1 protein-coding gene is annotated in these 21,169 nt (G+C 73.9%); it reads left to right on the forward strand.

The window, feature by feature from the left end; all coding sequences use genetic code 11:
• Nucleotides 1–190 precede the first annotated feature (190 nt).
• Entirely contained in the window at nt 191–21,160 is a 20,970-nt protein-coding gene (locus SAZ01S_RS02015) for an autotransporter outer membrane beta-barrel domain-containing protein (RefSeq protein ID WP_218018007.1), read from the forward strand.
• Nucleotides 21,161–21,169: the final 9 nt, after the last annotated feature.

The raw sequence follows: 21,169 nt of genomic DNA on the forward strand, positions 1-21,169 counted from the left end.
GCACCATCAGGACTTTAACTTCGGCAGATCAACGCCTTAGTGATAAATTCGTCCTATAAAGCATTGAGAATTTGAAATTTCTGCTGCGCGCAATTAGTACGCAAACGAAACGATCCAGGCGTGCGTGGTCGTCCCCTTAGGGGGACGACTTGTGCCCTCATGGGCTGCGCGGCCGTTTTGGGGGAATAACGTGGTAGCAATAGTTGGTGGGGCGTCCGAAGTCCGCTTCGGGCGTACGGCGGTCGTCAAGTCTTGGCGTTCGGGCACGTCGGTTGCCGCTGTTGCCGCCGCGCTCATGCTGGGTGGTTATGCGTCCATCCCGACCGCTGCCGCGCAGTCGACCCCGACGCCGTCTCCCACGCCGACGCCGACGCCGCCCCCGGCGATCGTGCTGCCGCCTGTCGGCTCCCAGGTGCTCAATCCGGCGACCGGCCTCTACGAGGTCGTCACGGAGGTGCAGGCGCCGATGATGGTGACGACGGATCAGAACAACGTCATCGTCGTCGCGAACCAGGTTGGCCAGACCTTCAGCGTCACCGACGACAGCGGCACGACCAATTATACCGTCACCGCCGTGACGCTCGACAGCAATGGCCATGCCACGGCCGTGGACCTGACCAATGCGGCGGACGGCAGCATCAGCAAGACCGACATCGTGACGTCCATCGCACCGGCGACGGACGCGACGAGCGCCGATCCGGTGAGCTTCCCCGCCGGCGGCACCGGCGAGCACCTGTATCGATACGTCTCCCGCGGCGGCAATGGCGGCAACGGCCATATCGGCGCGCTGTTCATCAAGGCCGGCAATGGCGGCGGCGGCGCCAATGGCGGCGCCGTCAACCAGACGCTCAGCACCGGCTATGGCGACATCGTCTCGCATAGCGCCAACACCGCCGGCGTGATCGTCCAGAGCATCGGCGGCGATGGCGGCAAGGGTGGTAACGGCTATCTCGGCTCCCACGGCGGCCGCGGCGGCACTGCCGGCGTCGGCGGCAATGTCGACTTCATCAGCAACGCCAAGGTCACCACCGACGGCGAAAAGAGCTACGGCATCCTCGTCACCAGCTCGAGCGGCAAGGGCGGCAATGGCGGCAGCGGGTTCCTGTCGAGCGGCGGCAGCGGCGGGGGTTCGCCCGGCCGCGGCGGCAACGCGACGGCTACCAACAACGGCCAGGTCGCAACCGCGGGCGACGGCTCGGTCGGCATCTACGCACAGAGCCTGGGTGGCTCCGCCGGCAATGGCGGTGGCAGCCTGGGCATCGTCGCATCGGCGGGCGGCGGCAGCTTCGGCGGCATCGGCGGCGACGCGCAGGTCAACCAGAACGGCACCGTCCAGACTGGCGGCGTCGGCTCGCACGGCGTCTATGCCCAGTCGATCGGCGGCTCCGGCGGCGATGGCGGCGGCGGCGGCGGCCTGTTCGCCAGCGGCAGCAATGGCGGCGCGGGCGGCGCCGGCGGCACGGCGATCATCACCGCCGGCAGCAGTTCCTCGACCTGGACCCAGGGCAATTTCGCGCATGGCCTGTTCGCGCAGTCGGTAGGCGGCGGCGGCGGCAATGGCGGTGTCACCGCCGGCGCCATCTCCCTCGGCAGCACCGGCAGCCAGGGCAGCAACGCCGGCGCGGTGCGCATCACCGCCGCGGACGGAGCCTATATCCAGACCGACGGCCTGGGATCCTATGGGATCATGGCGCAGTCGATCGGCGGCGGCGGCGGTAGCGCCGGCGTCACGGCCGGTCTTGCCAGCCTTGGCGGCGGCGGCGCCGGCGGCGGCGACGGCGGCAGCGTGACGGTGAACACCGGCGCGACGATCGTGACCAACGGCATCGACGGCAAGGGCATCTTCGCCCAGTCGGTCGGCGGCGGCGGCGGATCTGCCTCGGGCACCGGCGGCCTCGTTTCGCTCGGCGGCTCCGGCGCGGGCGGCGGCGATGGCGGCAGCGTCAGCGTGACGCAGTCGGCAGCCGGATCGATCACCACCAACAGCGACTGGGCGGACGCGGTCTTCGCCCAGTCGGTCGGCGGCGGCGGCGGCAACGGATCGGGCGCAGCCGGCCTCGCGGCACTGGGCGGCAGCGGCGGCAGCGGCGGACGCGGCGGCGTCGTCTCGGTTTCCAACGCAGGCGAACTGCGCACCCGCGGCAACGACGCGCGCGGCATCTTCGCCCAGTCGGTCGGCGGCGGCGGCGGCAATGGCGGTAGCGGCGGCGGCATCGTCGGCATCGGCGGCAGCGGCGCGGGCACCAGCCCGGGCGGCACGGTGGTGGTCGACAATTCCGGCGCGATCTTCACGCGCGGCATCAATTCGACGGGTATCGTCGCGCAGTCGATCGGCGGCGGCGGCGGCAATGGCGGCACCTCGTCCGGCCTGATTTCGATCGGCGGCGGCGGCGGCGGCGGCGGTGCAGGCGGCGCGGTGAGCGTTGCCAACAGCGGCACGATCACCACCAGCGGCAAGAACGCGCTCGGCATCATCGCCCAGTCGGTGGGCGGCGGCGGCGGCAATGGCGGCACCAGCGGCGGCGTGCTCGCGATCGGTGGCTCGGGCGGCGACGGTGGTGTCGGCGGTCGGGTTACCGTCAACCAGACCGGTCTGGTCTCGACCTCCGGCGACGATGCCATCGGCATTTTCGCGCAGTCGATCGGCGGCGGCGGCGGCAATGGCGGCGGCGCGGTTTCGGCCGGCGCCTTCGTCAGTGCCGCCTTTGGTGGCTCGGGCGGCGGCGGCGGCGCTGCGGGCGCGGTGTGCGTCAACGCCGATTCCAGCTGCTCGGTCGCCTCGTCGAGTGCGGGTGCAGCCTATATCCAGACCTATGGCGATCGCTCGACCGGCCTGTTCGCGCAGTCGATCGGCGGCGGTGGCGGCAATGGCGGCTTTGCGATCTCGTCGTCGGTAGGCATCGGCGCATCGGCAGCGATGTCGTTCGGCGGTTCCGGTGGCGCGGGCGGCAGCGCCGAGAAGGTGGTGATCGGCCTGCAGGGCTCCATCGCGACCGCGGGCAAGCTCTCCAACGGCATCTTCGCCAGCTCGGTCGGCGGCGGCGGCGGCAATGGCGGCTTCTCGGTCGCGGCCAATGCCTCGCTCGGCGGCTCGATGTCGATGAGCTATGGCGGCGCCGGCGGCGTCGGCGGCGCGGGCAATCTGGTGACGGTCAACAGCTCGACCGACATCACCACCGGCGACGACCAGTCGCGCGGCATCTTCGCCCAGTCGATCGGCGGCGGCGGCGGTAACGGCGGCTTTGCCGCCAGCGCCGGCCTGGGCGGCCTGGGCGGGGTGACCAGCACCTTCGGCGGCGCCGGCGGCGCCGGTTCGGACGGCGCGGCGGTCAATGTTGCCTCGGTGGGCACCATCGCCACCAAGGGCACCCAGTCCGACGCGATCTTCGCCGAGAGCATCGGCGGGGGCGGCGGCAATGGCGGCTTCGCGGTCGGCCTGGCCGGTGGCGGGGTCGCGGGCGCAGCCTTCACCTTCGGCGGCGGCGGCGGCAATGGCGGTCGCGCCGGCGTGGTCACGGTCTCCTCGCAGGGCGCGCTGTCGACCGACGGCCTCGACGCCAAGGGCATCTTCGCCCAGTCGGTGGGCGGCGGCGGCGGCAATGGCGGCTTCGCGGTTTCGGCCGCGGGCGGCGGTGCCGGCGGCATTTCGGCGGCGTTCGGCGGCAGCGGTGCCAATGGCGGCAGCGGCGCGGCGGTCAATGTCACCAACAATGGCGGCATCCACACCAATGGCAGCCTGTCCTACGGGATCCTCGCCCAGTCGGTGGGCGGCGGCGGCGGCAATGGCGGCTTTGCGGCCAGCCTTGCCGGCGGGGGAATCGGCGCGGCGGCGCTCTCGATGGGCGGCAGCGGCGCCAATGGCGGCCGCGGCGATGCGGTGCGGGTCGATTCGACCGGGAGCATCGCGACCAACGGCGTTTCGGCGGCGGGCATCCTTGCCCAGTCGGTGGGCGGCGGCGGCGGCAATGGCGGCATGGCGCTTTCGGCCAGCGGCGGCTGGGCCGGCGGCGTCTCGCTCGCGTTCGGCGGCGGCGGCGGCAATGGCGGCTCGGCGAGCGGCGTGACGCTCAACAGCCATGGCGACGTGACGACCAACGGCGCCAGCTCGCAGGGCCTGTTCGCCCAGTCGCTGGGCGGCGGCGGCGGCAATGGCGGCGGCACGATCACTGCAGCGGGCGGCCAGGGCGGCGGCGCAGCGCTGAGCTTTGGCGGTTCGGGCGGCAATGGCGGCGCGGCCGGCGCGGTTGCGCTGGGATCGACCGGCAACATCACGACCAACGGTGCCAATGCCGATGCGATCTTCGCGCAGTCGCTGGGCGGCGGCGGCGGCAATGGCGGCTTCGCCATCGCGGTCGCCGGGGGCCAGTTCGGCGCGCTCAGCGCTTCGATGGGCGGCAAGGGCGGCGCGGGCGGCACCGCCTCCGACGTCGGCGTCCAGTCGGCCGGCAACCTCACTGCGGCAGGCGATTTCGCAACGGGCGCGCGCGCCCAGTCGATCGGCGGCGGCGGCGGCAATGGCGGCTTCGCGATCAGCGCCTCGGGCGCGCAGTTCGGCGCGGTCTCGCTCAGCTTCGGCGGTGCGGGCGGCAGCGGCGGTACGGCGGGCAACGTCACGCTCGCTTCGGCTGGTACGGTGCAGACCAGCGGCAGCAACGCGCAGGGTCTGTTCGCCCAGTCGGTCGGCGGCGGCGGCGGCAATGGCGGCTTCTCGGTCAGCGCCTCGGGCGCGCAATATGGCGCGGCGGCGCTCAGCTTCGGCGGGTCGGCCGGCAACGGCGCGCGGGCGGGCAATGCCAGCCTGACCAACAATGGCGGAATCCTCACCCAGGGCGATTTCAGCGCCGGTGCGCAGGTCCAGTCGATCGGCGGCGGCGGCGGTAACGGCGGCTGGTCGGCAAGCGCGGCCGGCGGCCAATATGGCGCGGTCGGCCTCGCCTTTGGCGGCGCGGGCGGCGGCGGCGGCGCGGCGGGCAATGTCAGCCTCGCCTCGATCGGCCCGATTGGCACGATGGGCGCGCAGTCGAACGGCCTGTTCGCGCAGTCGATCGGCGGCGGCGGCGGCAATGGCGGCTTCGCGGCGAGCGCGGCCGGTGCGCAATATGGCGCGGCCTCGCTCTCCTTCGGCGGCGGCGCCGGCAGCGGCAGCGACGCGGGCAGCGTCACCCTCACCAACAGCGGCGCGATCCAGACGCTGGGCGCGCTCTCCAACGGCATTCTCGCCCAGTCGCTCGGCGGCGGTGGCGGTAACGGCGGCTTCTCGGTCGCGATCTCCGGCGCGCAATATGCGGCGCCGGCGCTCGCATTGGGCGGTGCCGGCGGCAATGGCGGCAAGGGCAGCGCGGTCTCGGTCGACTCGACCGGCGCGATCCAGACCGCGGGCGCCATGGCCTATGGCATCCTCGCCCAGTCCCTGGGCGGCGGCGGCGGCAATGGCGGCTTCGCGATTTCCGGCTCGCTGACCGCGAGCGGCAACGGCCTGTCGGCCGCGATCGCGGTCGGCGGCCAGGGCGGCCTCGGCGCGACCGCGGGCAATGTCCATCTCGGCAGCACCGGCGACATCGCGACCAGCGGTGCCTCGGCGGTCGGCCTGTTCGCCCAGTCGGTGGGCGGCGGCGGCGGCAATGGCGGCTTTGCCGGTGCGCTTTCGGCGTCGCAAGGCAATGCGGTGGGCGTCGGCATCGGCGGCTCGGGCGGCAGCGGCAACGCCGCCGGCAACGTCCAGCTCGCCTCGATCGGCAATGTCTCCACGCTCGGCGACAATGCGGCCGGCATCCAGGCCCAGTCGATCGGCGGCGGCGGCGGCAATGGCGGCTTCAGCCTGACGCTCAGCGCGACCATGAAGGGCCAGTCGATCGGCCGCAACGCCGGGGGCACCGGCGGCAGCGGCGGCGTGGCCGGCACGGTCGACCTCGCCAGCACCGGCACGGTGCAGACCAGCGGCAACCTCTCCAACGGCATCTTCGCCCAGTCGGTGGGCGGCGGCGGCGGCTCGGGCGGCTTCTCGGTTTCGCTCGGCGTGTCGATGAAGGGCAGCGCCGATACCCAGGGCATCGGCGGCAATGGCGGCAGCGGCAACGATGCCGCGGCCGTGACCGTGCGGGCCGATACCGGGGCGACTCCGGCAATCGTCGGCTATTCGGTGGTGACGCGCGGCGTAGGTGCCAACGGCATCTTCGCCCAGTCGGTGGGCGGCGGCGGCGGCTCGGGCGGCTTCGCGGTGGGCGGCGCCTTCTCGGCCGATGACGATGCGACCTCCAACCAGGTCGGCGGCGGCGGCGGCGCGGCGGGCAATGCCTCGACCGTGAGCGTCACCAACACCGGTCAGATCGCGACGATGGGCGCGACGGCCAACGGCATCTTCGCCCAGTCCGTGGGCGGCGGCGGCGGCAATGGCGGCTTTGCCGTCGGCGCGGCGGTGTCGATCAAGAAGAATGCGAGCTCGTCGGTGGGCGGCGGCGCCGGTGGTGCGGCGGGTCAGGCCGATGCGGTGCAGGTTGATACGACCGGCCTGATCACCACGCTGGGCGATGCCGCCAATGGCGTGCTCGCCCAGTCGGTGGGCGGCGGCGGCGGCTCGGGCGGCTTCACCGTGAGCGCGTCGTTCAGCTCCGAAGGCGATGCGGCGAGCGACAGCGTCGGCGGTGCCGGCGGTTCGGGCGGCAATGCGGGCAGCGTCACCGTTACCGCGCGCAACGGCATCACCACCAAGGGCAAGAATGCCAACGGCGTGTTTGCCCAGTCGGTCGGCGGCGGCGGCGGCTCGGGCGGCTTCGCGGTCGGCGCGGGCTTCTCGCTCAAGGGCAATTCGGAATCCAAGGTGGGCGGCGGCGCCGGCTCGCTCGGCGGCGTGGCCGGCGATGTGCATGTCACCACCAGCGGCGCGATCTCCACCGACGGCGCGACGGCGAACGGCATCTTCGCCCAGTCGATCGGCGGCGGCGGCGGCAATGGCGGCTTTGCCGTGGGCCTCGGCTTCTCGAGCCAGGGCGACACTACATCCTCCTCGGTCGGCGGTGCGGGCGGCGGCGGCTCGATCGCGGGCGCGGTGCGCGTCGACGCGGCGAGCGACATCCACACCCGCGGCGCGGCGGCGAACGGCGTGCTGGCGCAGTCGATCGGCGGCGGCGGCGGCACCGGCGGGTTCAGCGCCGGCGCGGGCATCTCGCTGGAAGGCAAGGCGGAATCCTCGGTCGGCGGCGGCGGTGGCGGCACCGGTTCGGATGCCGGCAATGTCGCGGTGCGCGGCGCCGGGCTGATCCTCACCGAGGGCGCGGACGCGAACGGCGTGTTCGCCCAGTCGGTGGGCGGCGGTGGCGGCAGCGGCGGCTTCTCGGTCGGCGCGGCCTTCTCGACCAAGAATGAATCCGCGAGCGACAGCGTCGGCGGCAATGGTGGCGGCGCTGGCAATGCGGGCACCGTGCTGGTCGATCGCAGCGGCGCTATCGGCACCAGCGGCGCGAATGCGGCGGGCATCCTCGCCCAGTCGATCGGCGGCGGCGGCGGCAAGGGCGGCTTTGCGGTCGGCTTCGGCGCGTCGCTCGAAGGTGACACCAAGTCGTCGGTCGGCGGCGGCGGCGGCGGCACGGCCGGCAACGGTGCGAGCGTGACGGTTGCCCAGGCCGGCACGATCGTCACCGGCGGCGACGATGCGGCGGGCGTGTTCGCCCAGTCGGTCGGCGGCGGCGGCGGTTCGGGCGGCTTCTCGGTCGGTGCGGGCTTCAGTTCCAAGGGCGGCGCGGCGTCGAGCAGCGTCGGCGGTGCGGGTGCGGGCGGCGGCGATGCCGGCGACGTCTCCGTAACGGTCAATGGCGATATCGGCACCAGCGGGCGCCTGTCGCACGGCATCTTCGCCCAGTCGGTGGGCGGCGGCGGCGGCAATGGCGGCTTCTCGGTCGGCGCGGGCTTCAGCCTCGAGGGCGATTCCAGCTCCTCGGTCGGCGGCGGCGCGGGCGGCGGCGGCGGCAATGCCGGCGCGGTCGAGGTAGCCGGCAACGGCGTGATCGTCACCAAGGGCAGCTCGGCCAACGGCGTGTTTGCCCAGTCGGTCGGCGGGGGCGGTGGTTCGGGCGGCTTCGCGGTCGGCGCGGACTTCTCTTCCAAGGGATCGGCGGCGAACGAGACGACCGGCGGCAGCGGCGGCGCCGGTGGGCGCGGCAGCACCGTCACGATCGATCGCAGCGGCGGCATTTCGACGCTGGGCGACAGCGCCAACGGTATCTTCGCCCAGTCGGTGGGCGGCGGCGGCGGCAAGGGCGGCTTCGCGGTCGGCCTGGGCTTCAGCCTCGAAAGCGACGCCGAATCGAAGGTCGGCGGCGGCGGCGGCGGTGCCGGCAACACTGCGGCGGCCGTTTCGGTCACGCAGAACGGCGCGATCCTCACCAATGGCGTCAGCGCCAACGGCATTTTCGCCCAGTCGGTGGGCGGCGGCGGCGGCTCGGGCGGCTTCTCGGTCGGCGCAGCTTTCTCGTCCAAGGGCGCCGCCTCCAGCAGCAGCGTCGGCGGTGAGGGCGGCCAGGGCGGCACTTCGGGCGACGTGACCGTCGTCCAGACCGGTGATATCGCGACGGTGGGCGTGCTCGCCAACGCGATCCTCGCCCAGTCGATAGGCGGCGGCGGTGGTTCGGGCGGCTTTGCCGTGGGCCTCGGCGCGTCGATCAGCGGCGCCGCGGACTCAACGGTCGGCGGCGGTGGTGGCGGCACCGGCGGCGATTCCGGCGCGGTGAGCGTCACCGCGAACGGTGTGTTCACCACCAAGGGCTTCAACGCAGCCGGCATCTTTGCCCAGTCAGTGGGTGGCGGCGGTGGCGTCGGCGGCTTCGCCGTGGGTGCGGGCCTCTCGTCGGACGGCGGTGCGGCGAGCGCGAGCGTCGGCGGTGCCGGCGGCGCGGGTGGCAGCGCCTCCAGCGTCACGATCGGACACACGGGCGGCATCCGCACCGAAGGCGTGCAGGCCAACGGCATCTTCGCCCAGTCGGTGGGCGGCGGTGGCGGCGTGGGCGGCTTCGCGGTCGGCGCGGGTGCGTCGCTCAAGGCCGATGCCAAATCGAGCGTCGGCGGCGGCGCCGGCGGTGCGGCGGGCAGCGCTTCGGATGTGACCGTTACCCAGAAGGGCGTGGTCGTCACCAAGGGAGACAGCGCCAATGGCGTGCTCGCCCAGTCGGTGGGCGGCGGCGGCGGCGTCGGCGGCTTCTCGGTCTCGGCGGCGCTGTCGTCGGATGGCGGCGCGTCTTCGGATTCGACCGGCGGGGCCGGCGGTTCGTCGGGCAATGCCGGCAAGGTCGAGGTCAGCGTCGAAGGCGACATCCAGACGGACGGCGCCCATGCACGCGGCGTGTTCGCCCAGTCGGTGGGCGGCGGCGGCGGCGCCGGCGGCTTCGCGGTCGGTGCAGGCGCCTCGGTCTCCGGCGATGCCAGCTCGGCGACCGGCGGCGGCGTCGGCGGTTCCTCGGGCAATGCCGACTCCGTCGCGGTGTCGGTGACCGGTGACATCATCACCAAGGGTCTGGCGTCGAGCGCGATCATCGCTCAGTCGGTGGGCGGCGGCGGCGGTGCCGGCGGCTTCGCGGTCGGCGCGGCGCTGTCGTCGCAGGGCGGCACCTCGTCGGAAAGCACCGGCGGTGGCGGCGGCTCGGCCGGCAATGCCGGCGCGGTGGCGGTGACCCACACCGGCGGCATCGAGACCTTCGGCGACCAGTCGGGCGCGCTGCTGGCGCAGTCGATCGGCGGCGGCGGCGGTTCGGGCGGCTTCGGCGTGGGCGGTGCGCTCAGCGTCAAGGGCGCGGCCAATTCCAGCGTCGGCGGCGGCGCGGGCGGCTCGGCGGGCGACGCCGATACGGTCGCGGTCGAAAATACCGGCGACATTCGCACGCATGGCGCAAATGCGGCGGCGGTCACCGCGCAGTCGATCGGCGGCGGCGGCGGCCAGGGCGGCTTCTCCGTCTCGGCCGGCGCGGCGCTGGCCGGTGCCGACGCGGTATCCAGCTCGACCGGTGGCGCCGGCGGCTCCGCCGGCAAGGGCGAGGCGGTTACCGTCACCCAGTTGGGCAACATCGAAGTGCTCGGCGATCACAGCCGCGGCATCGTCGCCCAGTCGATCGGCGGCGGTGGCGGCGCGGGCGGCTTCTCGGTCACCGGTGCGATCGCAACCAAGGGCTCGGGCGCTTCGGACAGCGTCGGCGGCAGCGGCGGCGCGGGCAATGCGGCCGGCGCGGTCTCGGTCACCGCGCGCGGCGAGATCCTGACGCGCGGCGACGCTTCCAATGCGGTACTGGCGCAGTCGATCGGCGGCGGCGGAGGTGCGGGCGGCTTCTCGGGCAGCCTGTCGGCAGCGGCGGGCGGCGGCTCGGCGAACAGTTCGGTCGGCGGCAATGGCGGCATCGGATCCGATGCGGGCGCCGTGTCGCTGGTGCTCAGCGGCGCGATCGGCACGCTCGGCAACAATTCGGCGGCGGTGGTCGCCCAGTCGATCGGCGGCGGCGGCGGTGTCGGCGGCTTCGCGATCGGCGCGTCCTTCGCGTCGAACGGCGCGGGCGCGTCCGACGTGACCGGCGGTGCCGGTGGCAACGGCGGCGTGGGCGCCGATGTCTCGGTGCAGAACAGCGCGCTGGTGCAGACGCACGGCGCCCTTTCCGCGGGCATCCTCGCCCAGTCGGTGGGCGGCGGCGGCGGTGCCGGCGGCTTCGCGGCGTCCGGCACGCTGGCGCTCGGCGAGAACGCCGCGTCCAGCGCCACGGGCGGCGCGGGCGGCACCGGCCAGAACGCCGGCAAGGTCACGGTGATGAACGCCGGACCGGTCTACACCTTCGCGGCGGCCTCGAACGGCATCGTCGCGCAGTCGATCGGCGGCGGCGGCGGCCAGGGCGGCTTTGCCGGCTCCTTCACCATCTCCTCGACCAGCAAGGCGGTAAACAACAGCCTGGGCGGCGCCGGCGGCGTCGGCGGCGACGCGTCGGCGGTCAAGGTCGTCAACAATGGCGACGTGCTGGTGAATGGCGATCGCTCGGTGGCGATCATCGCCCAGTCGATCGGCGGCGGCGGCGGCGCGGGCGGCTTCTCGCTCGGCGCGGGTGCGTCGAAGGCGGCGGCGGCCAGCGACACGGTCGGTGGCTCGGGCGGCGCGGGCGGCAATGCCGGTACGGTGGAAGTGGCGAACGGTGCGACCGGCACGGTCGTGACCACCGGGCGCTTCGGCTATGCGGTGTTCGCCCAGTCGATCGGCGGCGGCGGTGGTGCCGGTGGCTTCGCGGCGGGCGGCGCCCTGTCGCTGAACGACGGCGCGAAGTCCGCCATCGGCGGCGGTGCCGGCGGTGCGGCGGGCAACGGCAACGACGTCAGCGTCAACAACTATAGCGGCATCCAGACGAGCGGCATCGGCGCGACGGCGGTGTTCGCCCAGTCGATCGGCGGCGGCGGCGGCGCTGGCGGCTTCGCGGCCGGCGGCGGCATCGGAGGCGGCACGGCCTCGACGCTCTCCAACGCGATCGGCGGCGGTGCGGGCAGCGGCGGCTCGGCGGGCAAGGTCTCGCTGGTCAATGACGGCACGATTCTCACCGAAGGCGCGAACGCAACGGCGGTGCTGCTCCAGTCGATCGGCGGCGGCGGCGGCAAGGGTGCCTTCGCGGTCGGCGGCGCGCTGTCCAAGGGCGGCGCGGCGAGCGACAATGTCGGCGGTGACGGCGGCGCGGCGGGTTCGGCGGGCGACGTGACGCTCACCAACACCGCGGCCTCGACGATCGTGACGCACGGCGCGATGGCGATCGCCATCCAGGCGCAGTCGATCGGCGGCGGCGGCGGTGCCGGCGGCTTCTCGGTCGGCGCAGGGCTGGCGCTCGACGGCAAGGCAAGTTCCAAGGTCGGTGCGGGCTCGGGCGGCGCGGGCGGTTCGTCTGGCGCGGTGACGATCACCAATGCCGGTGCCGTGGGCACCGAAGGCGACAATGCGCTGGCGATCCTGGCGCAGTCGGTCGGCGGCGGCGGCGGCAGCGGCGGCTTCGCGGTCTCGGGCGGTCTCACCGCCAAGGGCGGTGCGGCGAGCAACGCGATCGGCGGCAGCGGTGCCGGTGGCGGCACCGGCGGCCTCGTCGCGATCAGCAATGCGGGCCTCGTTCAGACGATGGGCGCCAATGCGACGGCAGTGTTCGCCCAGTCGGTGGGCGGCGGCGGTGGCGTCGGCGGCTTCTCGGCCGGTGCGGCCGGCGGCAAGGCCGATGCGGCCTCGAACCTGGTCGGCGGCGATGGCGGCGCGGCCGGTGCCGGCGGCGACGTGACGATCGACAATGCCGCAGGCGGCACGATCCAGACCGCGGGCGCCTTCTCCAATGCGCTCTATGCCCAGTCGATCGGCGGCGGTGGCGGTGCCGGTGGCTTCGCGGCCGGCGGTGCCCTAGGCCTCGACGGCGACGTCAAGTCGGGCGTCGGCGCGGGTGCCGGTGGCGGCGGCGGTGCGGGCGGCGCGATCGCCATCACCAATGGCGGTTCCTTGCTGACAGCCGGCGACAACGCGATGGCGGTATTCGCCCAGTCGGTGGGCGGCGGCGGCGGCCATGGCGGCTTCGCGGTCGGCGGCGGCATCAGCGCGCAGGGCGGCGTGGCCTCCGACTCGGTCGGCGGCGCGGGCGCCGGCGCGGGCGCCGGCGGCGTGGTGTCGGTCAGCTCGACCGGCTCGATCGGTACCCAGGGCGCCAACGCGACGGCGATCTTCGCCCAGTCGATCGGCGGCGGCGGCGGTGCCGGCGGCTTCTCGGTTGGCGCGGCGGGTGCCAAGACCGACAGCGCCTCGAGCGCGGTCGGCGGCACCGGCGGCGGCGGCGGCGCGGGCGGCGATGTGACGGTGGCCAACGGCACCGGCACGATCACCACCGCAGGCGCGCTGGCCTATGGTGTCTATGCGCAGTCGGTGGGCGGCGGCGGCGGAAAGGGCGGCTTCGCGGCCGGCGGCGCCATCGGCCTGACCGGCGATGCGGAATCGAGCGTCGGCGGCGGAGTCGGCGCCGGCGGCGGTGCAGGCGGCCTCGTGTCGCTCGACAACCAGGGCACGATCGCCACGAGCGGCATCGGTGCGATGGCGGTGTTCGCCCAGTCGGTGGGCGGCGGCGGCGGTGCCGGCGGCTTCGCGGCGGGCGCAGGCCTGGCCGCGCAGGGCGGCTCGGCCTCCGACGCGGTCGGCGGTTCGGGTGGCGCTGGCGGCGCCGGTGGCAAGGTCAGCATCACCACCAACGGCCATGTCCAGACCGAGGGCGCGAATACCGGCGCGATCTTCGCCCAGTCGGTCGGCGGCGGCGGCGGCAAGGGCGGCTTTGCCGTGGGCGCGAGCGCGTCCCAGGCGAAAAGCGCCTCTTCGCAGGTCGGCGGCTCGGGCGGTGCCGGCGGTGATGGCGGCGATGTGACCATCGCCAATGGCACCAGCGGCTCGGTCGCGACGCTGGGGGCGCTGTCCTATGCGGTGTTCGCCCAGTCGGTGGGTGGCGGCGGCGGTGCGGGCGGCTTTACCGCCGGCGGCGCGCTGGCGCTGGAAGGCGACGCCACGTCGACGATCGGTGCCGGTACGGGCGCCGGCGGCGGCAAGGGCGGCCTGGTGTCGGTCCGCAGCGACGGTTCGATCGGCACCGCCGGTGACGGCGCGGTGGCAGTGTTCGCCCAGTCGGTGGGTGGCGGCGGCGGTGCCGGTGGCTTCGCGGCCGGCGGTGGCCTGACCCTCAAGGGCGCGGCGGCGTCGCAGACGATTGGCGGGGCCGGTGGTGCCGGTGGCGCCGGCGGCCTGGTCGACATCACCAATGGCGGCCAGGTGCAGACCGAGGGCGCCAATGCGACCGCGATCTTCGCGCAGTCGGTCGGCGGCGGCGGCGGCAAGGGCGGCTTCTCGGTCGGCGCGGCCGGCGGCGAGGCCGGTGCCGTGTCGAACGTGGTCGGCGGCTCGGGCGGCAACGGCGGCGATGGCGGCGCGGTGACGCTCGCCAATGCGGCCGGCGGCGCGGTGCTGACCAAGGGCACGATGGCGTTCGCGGTGTTCGCGCAGTCGGTGGGCGGCGGCGGTGGCGCCGGTGGCTTCACGGCCGGCGGCGCGCTGGCAGCGAGCGGCGACGTGACGTCGAAGATCGGCGCGGGCAGCGGTGCCGGCGGCGGCATCGGTGGCGCGGTGACGCTGTCGAGCCTGGGCGCGATCGGCACGCTCGGCGACGGATCGGTGGGCGTATTCGCCCAGTCGATCGGCGGCGGCGGCGGTGCCGGCGGCTTCGCAGCGGGTGGCGGCCTTACCGTCAAGGGTGGTGCGGCCTCCGAGACGATCGGCGGCGCCGGCGGCGCCGGCGGTGCGGGCGGCCTGGTCGGCATCACCAATGGTGGCGTGGTCCAGACCGCAGGTGCCAATGCGACGGCGATCTTCGCGCAGTCGGTCGGCGGCGGCGGCGGCAAGGGTGGCTTCTCGGTCGGTGCGGCCGGTGGCCAGACCGGCGCGGCGTCCAGCGTGGTCGGCGGTGAAGGCGGCGCGGGCGGCGATGGCGGCGCGGTGACGCTCGCCAACGCGGCCGGCGGCCAGGTATTGACCAAGGGCGCCATGTCCTTTGCGGTGTTCGCGCAGTCGGTCGGCGGCGGCGGCGGTGCGGGCGGCTTCACGGCCGGCGGCGCGCTGACGGTAAGCGGCGACGCGACCTCGACCATCGGCGCGGGCAAGGGTGCCGGCGGCGGTATCGGCGGTGCGGTGACGCTGTCGAGCCTCGGCACGATCGCCACTGTGGGCGACGGATCGGTGGCGGTGTTCGCCCAGTCGGTGGGCGGCGGCGGCGGTGCCGGCGGCTTCGCGGCGGGCGGCGGGCTGACCGCCAAGGGCGCGGCGGCGTCGCAGACGATCGGCGGGGCAGGCGGTGCCGGCGGCGCCGGTGGCCTGGTCGGTATCACCAATGGCGGCATGATCCAGACCGAAGGCGCCAACGCGACCGCGATCTTCGCGCAGTCGGTAGGCGGCGGCGGCGGCAAGGGCGGCTTCTCGGTCGGCGCGGCCGGCGGTGAAGCTGGTGCCGTGTCGAACGTGGTCGGCGGCTCGGGCGGCAACGGCGGCGATGGCGGGGCGGTGACGCTCGCCAATGCGGCCGGCGGTTCGGTGCTGACCAAGGGCAGCATGGCGTTCGCGGTATTCGCCCAGTCGGTGGGCGGCGGCGGCGGTGCCGGTGGCTTCACGGCTGGCGGTGCGCTGGCGGCAAGCGGCGACGTGACGTCGACGATCGGTGCCGGTAGCGGTGCCGGCGGCGGCATCGGCGGCGCGGTCACGCTGTCTAGCCTAGGTGCGATCGGCACGCTCGGCGACGGATCGGTGGGCGTGTTCGCCCAGTCGATCGGCGGCGGTGGCGGTGCCGGTGGCTTCGCGGCCGGTGGTGGTCTCACTGCCAAGGGCGGTGCGGCCTCCGAGACGATCGGCGGTGCTGGCGGCGCTGGCGGTGCGGGCGGCCTGGTCGACATCACCAATGGCGGCCAGGTGCAGACCGAGGGCGCCAACGCGACCGCGATCTTCGCGCAGTCGGTCGGCGGCGGCGGCGGCAAAGGTGGCTTCTCGGTCGGTGCGGCCGGTGGCCAGACCGGCGCGGCCTCCAGCGTGGTCGGCGGTGAAGGTGGCGCGGGCGGCGATGGCGGCGCGGTAACGCTCGCCAACGCGGCCGGCGGCAAGGTGCTGACCAAGGGTGCGCTCGCCTATGCCGTGTTCGCTCAGTCGGTAGGCGCGGGCGGCGGCCAGGGCGGCTTTGCGGCCGGCGGCGCGCTGACGGTGAGCGGTGATACCAAATCCTCGGTCGGCGCCGGCACGGGTGCCGGCGGCGGCATCGGCGGTGCGGTGACGCTGTCCAACCTCGGCACGATCGGCACGACCGGTGACGGATCGCTGGCGGTGTTCGCCCAGTCGGTGGGCGGCGGCGGCGGTGCCGGCGGCTTCGCAGCCGGCGGCGGCATCACCGCCCAGGGCGGCGCGACCTCGGACAGCATCGGCGGTGCCGGTGGTGCGGGTGGTGCCGGCGGCGCGATCTCGCTCGACAATGGCGGCCTGATTGCCACGACCGGCGCCAACGCGACCGCGCTGTTCGCCCAGTCGATCGGTGGCGGCGGCGGTACTGGTGGTTTCGCGGTCGGCGGCACGGGCTCGCGGCTGGGTGCGGCGTCGCAGGTGCTGGGTGGCACCGGCGGGGACGGCGGGCTCGGCGGCGACATCACCATCACCAACAGCGCGGCCGGCGCGATCCAGACCCAGGGTGCGCTCGCCTATGCGGTGTTCGCCCAGTCGGTCGGCGGCGGCGGCGGCAAGGGCGGCTTCGCGGCCGGCGGTGCCGTGGCGGTGGACGGCGATGCGACCTCGATCGTCGGCGCGGGAGCCGGCGGCGGCGGTGGCCAGGGCGGCACGATCCGCCTGACCAACGACGGCGCGATCGAAACGCTCGGCGCGGGCGCGATCGCCGTGTTCGCCCAGTCGGTGGGCGGCGGCGGCGGTGCCGGCGGCTTTGCCGGCAACCTGACCGGTTCGGGCGGCAGCAGCTTCGCCTCGACGATCGGCGCGGCCGGCGGCAGCGCCAGCTTCGGCGGTGCGCTGACCCTGACCAACACCGGCCAGATCCATGCGGCGGGCGATAACGGTGCGGGCGTGTTCGCCCAGTCGATCGGCGGCGGCGGCGGTGCCGGCGGCTTCGCGCTCTCGGCCAGCGGTGGCGTCTCCAGCGTGTCCAACACGCTGGGCGGGGCCGGCGGCGCGGGCGGCGATGGCGGGGCGATCAGCCTCACCAATGCCAAGGGCGCGACGGTCATCGTCGATGGGCAGCTGGCCTACGGGGTGTTCGCCCAGTCGGTCGGCGGCGGCGGCGGCAAGGGCGGCTTCGCCATCGGCGGCGCGCTCTCGGCCGGCGGTGCGGTCGACCAGCGCCTCGGCGCCGGTGCGGGTGCCGGTGGCGGCAATGGCGGGCTGATCACGCTCGCCAATGCCGGCAACGTGCTCGCCAAGGGCCTGGGTTCGGTCGCGGTGTTCGCCCAGTCGGTGGGCGGCGGCGGTGGTGCCGGTGGCTTTGCCGGTGGCCTTACCGTCGGCAGCGGCGGCTCGATTGCCCAGAGCGTGGGTGGCGCGGGTGCCGGCGGCGGCAATGGCGGCGCGATCCGGCTCGACAATAGCGGTGTGGTGCAGGTGCTCGGCGCCAATTCGATGGGCGTGTTCGCCCAGTCGATCGGCGGTGGCGGCGGCCTGGGCGGCCTGTCGGTCGCCGGTTCGGGCAGCGGCGGTTCGACCACGGCGAGCAGCCTGGGCGGCAGCGGCGGGGCGGGCGGCGACGGCGGCACGATCACGATTGCGAACAGCGGCGTGATCAACGCCAAGGGCGACCTGTCCTACGGCGTGTTCGCGCAGTCGGTGGGCGGCGGCGGCGGCGTGGCCGGCATGGCGGTGGCGGGTGCGCTCGGCACCGGCCCCGGGGGCCTCACCTCGGCAGTCGGCGGCAGCGGCGGCGACGGCGGCAATGGCGGCGTCATCACCGTCACCAACAGCGGCGACATCGTCGTCGAGGGTGCCGCGTCGGTGGGCGTGCTTGCCCAGTCGATCGGCGGCGGCGGCGGTGCTGGCGGCTTCGCGGGCGCGCTCGGCGTCTCCGGCGGCACGCTCGGCAACAAGGTCGGCAGCACCGGCGGCAAGGGCGGCGACGGCGGCGACGTCACGGTCACCTCGACCGGCAATATCGTCACGCTCAAGGACGACTCGGTGGGCGTGCTCGCCCAGTCGATCGCGGGCGGCGGCGGCCAGTCGGCCTTCGCCATCTCGGCCCAGGCCGGGCGGTTCGACAATGTCGACCTGCGCCTCGGCGCCCAGGCCGACGGCATTGCCGGCAAGCAGGGCAAGGTCGTCGTCAACCTCTCCGGCGGCGCGATCCAGAGCGCGGGTGCGCTGTCCTATGGCGTGCTGGCGCAGGCGATCGGTGGCGGCGGCGGCAACGCGGCCATCTCCGTGCCGGATCCGCTGGAAGTCGGCGCGGGCGGCCTCACGCTCGCGCTCGGCAGCGACGGTGCTGTTACCGGCGACGGCAATGTCGTGCAGGTCACGAACGCCAACGCCATCCTCACGCTGGGTGCCGGCGCGGTGGGCTTCTCGGCCCAGTCGATCGGCGGCGGCGGCGGCATGGAGGGCGTGACCGGCGACGTCCATCTGGGTGCCGGCGATGCGACCTGGGCCACCCGCATCGGCGCCAGCGGCGCGGCGGCGGGCAACGGCCAGGCCGTGACCATCGCCAACACCGCGGCGATCGCGACCAAGGGCGACGGTGCCATCGGCCTGCTCGCCCAGTCGATCGGCGGCGGCGGCGGCGACGGCATGCTTGCCGTCGGCAAGGCCGATGGCGCACTCAATGCGCTGTCGCTCCAGGTCGGCGGTTCGCAGCGTGCGGCGGCCAATGGCGGCGACGTGACCTTCACCACCGCGACCGGCGCGATCCAGACCGAAGGCAAGCTCGCCTCGGGCCTGGTCGTCCAGTCGATCGGCGGCGGCGGCGGCGTCACCGGCTTCACCTCGGAGACCGGGGCGGCGATCGGCGCGGGCGGCATCACGCTCGCGGCAGGCGGCAGCAATGGTGACGGCGGCAACATCACGCTGACGCAGAAGGCCAATGTCGTCACGACGGGGGCGGGCGCCAACGGCGTGGTGCTCCAGTCGATCGGCGGTGGCGGCGGCTATGCCGGCATCGACAATGCCGGCGGCACCGGTGCGCTCACCGGGCTGCGGCTCGGCGGCGGCAATGGTTCGGGCGGCGCGATCGACTTCACCCTCGACGCGAACATCCAGACCAGCGGCGTCGGTGCGGCGGGCCTCGTCGTCCAGTCGATCGGCGGCGGCGGCGGCTTCGTCAGCAGCGTCGGCGCGGCGGTGGCGGCACCGCTCGTCACCGGCGCGGCGAACGGCGCGAGCGGCAATGGCGGCGCGATCAAGCTCGTCACCAACGGCACGATCCGCACCACCGGTGCAGGTGCCACGGCGCTGATCGTCCAGTCGATCGGCGGCGGCGGTGGGGCTGCGGTGGCGGTGGATGCCGCCGGCGTGCCCCAGGCGATCACCACCCAGCCGTTTGCGCGGCCGGTGGCGAATGGTCAGGCGGCGCAGGACGGGATCCGGGCGCTGGCAACCGCACAGGCGATCGGTGGCACCGGTGACGGTGGCGCCATGGATATCACCATCGGCGCAGCGGTGCTCGCCACCGGCGCCAACGCCAATGGCGTGGTGATCCAGTCGATCGGCGGCGGCGGTGCCAATGGCGGCGACAGCCTCGGCACGCTCCAGGGCAATGGTGCAGGCGCACCGGTGAAGTTGACGGTCAACGCCGATATCGGCGCGACCGGGGCCGGCGGCACGGCGCTGAAGGTGGAAAGCTCGGGCGGCACCGGTGCGGCGCCGGTCGTGCTCGACATCGGCGCGGTGAAGCTGGTCGGCGGCACCGGCGGCCATGCGCTGTCGCTGCTCGGCGGCGGGGACAACAGCATCCGCACGGCCGGCACGCTTTCCACGGCGGACGGCAAGAGCGGCATGGTGATCTTCGCCGAGGGCGGCAACAACCGCATCGTCAATGCCGGCGTGATCCAGGGCTCGGTCGATCTTGGTGCAGGCAACAACAGCTTCACCAACGTCGAAGGGGGCGTGTTCCTGGCGGGCCCGACGGTGAACGTGGGAGCGGGCAGCTTCCTCAACTCCGGCGTGATCAACCCCGGCACGATGGGCGGTGTTGCCGATCTGGCGATCAGCGGCGGCCTGACGCTGGCGTCGACCAGCATCTTCAATGCCGATGTCGACTTCAAGACGAACACCGCCGACCATCTCTCGGTCACGGGCGCGGCGGTGCTCAACGGCACGGTGATGCTGAACCTGCAGAACTTCGGCTTTGCGGCGACCGGCAGCCACGACATGGCGCTGATCGATGCAGCGGGCAGCGTGATCGGGGGGCAAAGCGTGAAGCTGGTGGCGCCGAACTCGGCGATCGCCAAGTTCGAGCTCGCCTATCCGACGGCCAACCGCCAGGCGCTGCGCACCACCATCGATTTCGCTCCGGCAGGGCTCTCCGCCCGGCAGGCGCAGATCGGCGGCGTGCTCAACCGCATCCAGGCGACGCCGACCGCGGCCTTCGCACCGACGGCGGAGGCGCTGTTCGCGCTGCCGACCGTCGCGTCGCTGGCACCGATCTACGACAGCCTGACCGGCGAGGGTACGACGGCGGCGCAGACCGCCGCGCTGGCGGGGATCGCCGGCGCGCACGAACTGGCCGATGGCCAGATCAGCATGCGCGTCGGGCCGTTCGCGGCGCCGTATCGCTCGGAGCGGCTTGGGGTGCTGTGGATCGCGATGAAGGGCGGCAACCAGCACCAGAACGGCACCCAGGGCGCGCACGACATGCGCGGCCATGGGCTGGCGGTGCAGGGCGGCTGGGACTACCGCCCCTCGGCGGATACGCTGGTGGGTGCCACCTTGGGCTATGACCGCGAGACGTTCGCCGTCTCCGCGCTCAACACCTCGGGCCGGGCGGCGGTGGTCAGCGGCGGCGTCTATGCCGGCTATGCACCGGGCGCGTGGACGCTCAGCGGCTCGCTGCTCTACAGCGGTGTCGATACGCGCCACACCCGGTTCCTGTCGGCACCGGGCAAGGGCAGCCTCAACGCCTATGGCGATTACGAGATGCATGCCTGGTCCAGCCGGGTGCAGCTGGGTCGTCACTTCGGGGCGGGGCCGGTGCAGTTCCAGCCCTATGGCGCGGTGGAGTACACCCGCCTGAAGCTGCCGGCGTACAGCGAGACGTCCGGTGTCGCCGGCGGCGGTGCGGGAGCCTTCGGCCTGGCCTTCGCCGAGAAGCAGCTGAACCGCACGCGTACCTTCCTCGGCACGAACGTCTCGGGCCAGGCGCAGCTGTCCAACCAGGTCACCCTGGTGACGACGCTGCGCGGCGCCTGGGTGCATGATTTCGATCCGGCACGGACGGTACGGGCGAGCTTCGCCAATGCCGCCGACGAATGGTTCGAAACCAGCGGCGCGGCTGCCCGCAAGAACACCGGCCAGCTGGACCTTCGCGCCGCGCTGCGCAGTCAACGCCTGGAATTCCAGGCCGGTGGCGGCGTCAAGTTCGGCCAGGGCTATCGCGACCTCAGTGCCACCGCCGGCATCCGGATCCGCATGTGATGCGGATCC

It is taken from the genome of Sphingomonas azotifigens NBRC 15497 (assembly GCF_002091475.1).
Lineage (GTDB): Bacteria > Pseudomonadota > Alphaproteobacteria > Sphingomonadales > Sphingomonadaceae > Sphingomonas > Sphingomonas azotifigens.